The following is a 4599-nucleotide window of genomic DNA, read 5'->3' on the forward strand; positions in this document are numbered from 1 at the left end:
ATAATTGGCTTACGTACTAGGCTGGTATTTATTACGAGTTCGCGTAAGTCCATTTATAATAAAGATGCGCCAGTTTATCTGTAATTATATAGAGCCTGTGCCGCTGGGCATCACATCCAATAAAAAGGCTTTGGCTGCAACCTTAATTCTCAAAGTTGTATGGTAAAGTCTTTAAAAAAAACATACGGGGTTCGTGGCGGTAACATCATTATCCAATGTACCTATGGGCATTTCGAATAAAAACATATATTTAATAGTTATACCTGATCATTGGGTTAGGCTTTAGTATTAAATTGTGTTCTGCTTCCGAAAGTAAAGCGGTGTCCGTTCTTCTTAAAGGCATTACGGTCTGTCCTATAATGCCGGAAGCAGTTTTTTTTAATGAAAATAATAAGAAAAAGTATTACAATTTTTATAGGAATACTTTGAAATGGAAAACGGTGGTTTTACAAATATAGTAACATTACATATGGAAAAGGGAGATAAAGCCAGACATCTAACAAAATGTTCATTTTGGGTAGAAGATTTAGATGTTTTTGGTACCCCATATAATAAATGTCTTGCTAAGAATGAAAAATGCTCAGGCTCTAGTCATTGTACATATTATACAGAAAGTGCTTGTAAAGCTATTGCTTTTTATGACGAACTTTATCATGGTCATAATTCAAAAGAATGTGAATATATAGATTTAAAAGGTCGTTGGCCTTCTTGTCTTAAGGAATTTCCGCACAAGTTTTGTTTTGGCAACGGTCACACACATTGTAGCTTAAAAAATCAAGACACCTGTAATTTTATTAATGATGACGTTACTGTAGAATCTTTTGATATTGTAAAATTACAAAGACAAGAAAATAATAAATATTATACATTTACAATTGATGGTGTATCCATAAATTGTCTTCCTCAATTTAAATCAATTATTTTAAACCTTCTCGGTAAAAGACTTCATGATAAAATTGAAGTTGAAAATCATATTTGGGAAATTGTTTCCATACAAAAATCTGAAAAACCTGCCACTTTTATTGTACATAAAAAAAATGAATCTAAAGTAGAGTCTGATAAAACTTTAATCTGTCGTATTTGTAAGGAAAAAATTCTTTCAAAGGATTTAAAATACCATCTAAAAACAAAACATCCTCGTCGAAAAAAAAATTATCATAATGAACAAAAAATAATAAATCGTATGCTATTAAAATTTAATGATTAATAGTCATCTTATTTTTTGTTGTTAATAAATATCTTATTCGCTTCAAATGATTTATACAAAAATTCTTCTAATTTTCTTAAATAACGTACTTTACTTTAATAATGTGGCAGTTTTCTATTCGGAATCTCACCTTCAAAATTATTAGACATTTCACGTATTCTATCAGACATTAATTTTACTTTAAAGATTTTATTTGAATAGCCGGTTTCCTGAACCTGAAAGCCGTCATCATCCACAAACATATGAAAGCGAAAGAAGGTATTAGTTCTCTCTCCAAAGCAGTACCAAATTTGAACACCAAGCCCTGGAGCAAGCTCTTCATTATTTTCTAAATCAAAAGCATTAAGAGAGTTATCAAGTAAAAGCTCGCCAAGGTTTACAATCCCGCCGTCATCACTTTTATAAGATGTCATCACACATTCAAGAATGTCAGAATCGAGGATATAAACATCACCGCCAGAAAGCTCAAACACTATGCGTACAAAGGGGCGGCTATCTGTATTTCTGATTGCGTTTTCCACCTCAGGCGGAACTTCATAAAACCTCATACTCCGAGTGTAACCCCAAAGTGCGTTTGCAAAGTGCCAATTATTGATTGCATTTTGACAACGCCCTTAAAGCACAATCGTAAGCATTTCGTTTTGATTTCTTACATTAAAAACAAGGGGTCCGGTTATTCTAAAGCTCTGGTTACAAAGCACCGTATCAGCGCAGTTTATATCAACCATTTCACCCTCAGGCTCAAGGTCATATAAATCAAGACTCACACCATCTTTTAAATCCAGCACTAAAGAAAGTTTTTCTATTTTAGATTTCACAGGATAATGCTCATCGCTGAGCGGAAAGTATAGCTTTATTTTATAAGAAGATGTCTCGCCATAACCCCCTGTAAGCTCAAAGCGGTATACCAGAGGAAGTGTCTTTAAGTCAGAGGTAACAGAATGTCCGTCAAAAAAATAAGTGCGCTGCCGCTCCCTTTCCAAAGAAGGAACAACTACCGGCCAGCTTTCAGTGTAAGAATCTTTACCGGTCAAATCAAAGCGCAGCTTAAAAGCGTCGCCGTTATCGCCGCGAAGCTCAAAGCCCTTAATCAAAACCCTTTTGTATATGATTTTTTCAAAACCCCGGTCAGCATATAATTCAAAGGTCTGTTCATTATATAAAAGCAGAAGAAACAAAGCCTTCGCACACAGGTATTCAAGCCGTGTAACAAAACACCCCTGAATCAACTTTCCTGTTTCAATGCATTTAAGTCTGTTCCTTCTGCCTATGCAAGATGGCAGCGTATAGCCTTTAGACGTTAATCTTACAGTTTCCTCGCTGTATGGTAATGGAATAAATTCATTGTCTTTTAATACCGTCAGTGTGCATTTTCTGCCTTGTATCTTCATACAAAAAGTGTATCACCACAGTACCATTGCAAAGTGCCAATTAGTGTTGGCATTTTGCGAACGAGAAATAATTAATATTCATTATATTTATTTACACGTCATAAAAATTATGATAAATGTAAAGTATTATGAAAAGTTTTGTTTATGATGATACTAAGTATTATTTTCAAATTGAAAATAATGAAAATGATTCAATAAAATCATTTAATAATAACCAAGCACAAAAATTAACTGCTTTTTTAAAATGCAATTTTCCTAACATATTAAATGGTATGGATTATAATATTGTATTTTATGATGATGAAGATTTTAACGCAGGTTCATTTATTAAAAATAAAAACGCTTATATAGCTTTTCCAAAAAGTTTTTTTTCAAAGACATTAAACTTAATTAAATATGTTTTTTCACGAGATGCTATTGATAAAGTATTTAAATTTTCTGAAGTTAGAGATAAAGAATATTTTATAAATGCAATATTTGAATATATTACTTATTTTATTGTTTTACATGAACTGTCGCATATAGCAAGAGGTCATTGTACTTACTTAAATAAACAAGGTATTAAGTTTTCGATGAAAATAGATCAATCTCTTCAAGAACATGAAGAAGAGAGCTTTTTATTACAAACATTAGAGTTAGATGCTGATTCCAGTGCTATAGAATATTTATTAAACTATTTAATGCATCTTCATAATGATGATGTAAAAGCTGGTAATAAATCCTGGGAAGATTTATCCCCATTATTAGCTGAGTTAAGGATTCTTAGTTTTTCGATTTATTTTCTTTTTATTATCTTAAATATAAGTGATGATAATATTGGAAATGAATTAAAGTTATACCTAGAAAACTTATCCTGGTCATCACATCCTTTTCCAAGTTTGCGGATGAATAATATTTCAACTAAAATTCTTGTTTATATGAGTAGAATTCTTACTGCAGAAGAACAACAATTTTATTGTCATTACATGACAAAGGAATGTATTACATTTGATAATATTTTTATTGCACATGGTAACTTTTGTGATTCATTAGTAGCAGTTGCATCAACTAAAAAAGGTGCTTTACATTTACAACAATTATATCAAAATTGGAATAACATTAGAGAAGAATTACAAGAATTTTCTTTTGTTAAATTGGAAAATAATGATATTCCTAAAAGTATGCCATATTGGGTTGATGAAAAAGGTAATATGTCTAAAATTATGTTTCAGACTGAAAAAATAAAATCTAAATAATTGTTTTCTAAATTTATTTTTCTTCCAGTGTTTTTGCCTGTCCATTTACAATTGTTTCGTGTACAAAAACAATTTGACCTTTTTTGTTCTTATAAAAATCGCTGCTTAATCGTTTGAAATATCCACGACGGAAGTGTGGAATAACAACACCGGCTGCAGCTTTTTCAGTAACATCTACAACTTTTTCTGATGTATTTAAATAATGATTATTTTCAGTTTTTACATCATGCGGAGCACCATCTACAAGACAATCAGGAAAACAGTAAATGTATGAAAGCAGATTGATAGCAAGCTTTGTAATCTCATTCATTTCTTGGTCTGTATATACGATTGATTTTTTATCTTCAATTTCATTACTAGAAATGTGATACTGCTCCATACCATAATTTACAAAAATACGAAGCTCATTAGAAATATCATAAAGTGAGTAAGCAAACACGAAGCCCTGTGATTTTTTAGGTATGTGCAAACAGATACCAAAGTTAATGCCGGTTGTAAGGTTTTCAAGAAGATCATCATTATTCAAAACAACACTTGAACCTTATCTTTGATATAAGTTTTGATACCTTCAAGGTCACGGATTTCTACAGATTTGAAGAAGTCCATTAAGTTTTCATCTTTAAGATAAATGTGTGTCAGTTCATGATTCAAATCGCGAAGGAATAGCTGGCAGCATGTAGCATAATCCATACTTGAAACAAAGTTTTTTATAAACCACTGGCGGAACATTTCAGGAGTTTCAGAATTAGGTTTTCCGTCCGGAGAA

General features: G+C 31.6%; 6 protein-coding genes. 2 read left to right on the forward strand and 4 right to left on the reverse strand.

Translation table 11 applies throughout. The features are described 5' to 3' along the window. The first annotated feature begins 430 nt into the window (after window positions 1–430). Window positions 431–1207 (forward strand): hypothetical protein, encoded by a 777-nt coding sequence (locus tag MSI_RS12980; RefSeq protein WP_009107875.1) that lies wholly within the window; start codon window positions 431–433, stop codon window positions 1205–1207. A 95-nt stretch (window positions 1208–1302) separates the two neighbouring features. Here MSI_RS12980 and MSI_RS12985 read toward each other — a convergent pair whose 3' ends face one another. Further along, window positions 1303–1755 (reverse strand): hypothetical protein, encoded by a 453-nt coding sequence (locus tag MSI_RS12985; protein ID WP_009107877.1) that lies wholly within the window; start codon window positions 1753–1755, stop codon window positions 1303–1305. 66 nt (window positions 1756–1821) lie between these two features. Further along, window positions 1822–2598 carry a hypothetical protein gene (locus MSI_RS12990; protein ID WP_009107879.1) on the reverse strand — a complete coding sequence of 259 codons (777 nt, stop codon included), beginning with the start codon at window positions 2596–2598 and terminating at the stop codon, window positions 1822–1824. A gap of 128 nt (window positions 2599–2726) precedes the next feature. Here MSI_RS12990 and MSI_RS12995 point away from each other — a divergent pair, with 128 nt between their 5' ends. After that, window positions 2727–3833: a hypothetical protein gene (locus MSI_RS12995; RefSeq protein WP_009107881.1), complete on the forward strand. Its 1107-nt coding sequence runs from the start codon at window positions 2727–2729 to the stop codon at window positions 3831–3833. Window positions 3834–3846: 13 nt separating this feature from the next. On the opposite strand, the gene MSI_RS13000 is transcribed toward MSI_RS12995, so the two are convergent. Together MSI_RS13000 and MSI_RS14765 are read right to left on the reverse strand one after the other, a co-directional pair. After that, on the reverse strand, window positions 3847–4359 hold the full coding sequence (locus MSI_RS13000) for a hypothetical protein (protein WP_009107883.1): 513 nt from the start codon (window positions 4357–4359) through the stop codon (window positions 3847–3849). Further along, window positions 4356–4599 (reverse strand): hypothetical protein (locus tag MSI_RS14765; RefSeq protein WP_039925006.1); only part of this gene is annotated, 244 nt, incomplete at its 5' end. The genes MSI_RS14765 and MSI_RS13000, both read right to left, overlap by 4 nt.

The sequence above is a fragment of the Treponema sp. JC4 genome (assembly GCF_000260795.1).
Lineage (GTDB): Bacteria > Spirochaetota > Spirochaetia > Treponematales > Treponemataceae > Treponema_D.

Coding starts and splice junctions, on each gene's coding strand:
- MSI_RS12980 (WP_009107875.1), top strand. CDS start 431: ATGGAAAACGGTGGTTTTACAAATATAGTAACATTACATATGGAAAAG.
- MSI_RS12985 (WP_009107877.1), bottom strand. CDS start 1,755: ATGAGGTTTTATGAAGTTCCGCCTGAGGTGGAAAACGCAATCAGAAAT.
- MSI_RS12990 (WP_009107879.1), bottom strand. CDS start 2,598: ATGAAGATACAAGGCAGAAAATGCACACTGACGGTATTAAAAGACAAT.
- MSI_RS12995 (WP_009107881.1), top strand. CDS start 2,727: ATGAAAAGTTTTGTTTATGATGATACTAAGTATTATTTTCAAATTGAA.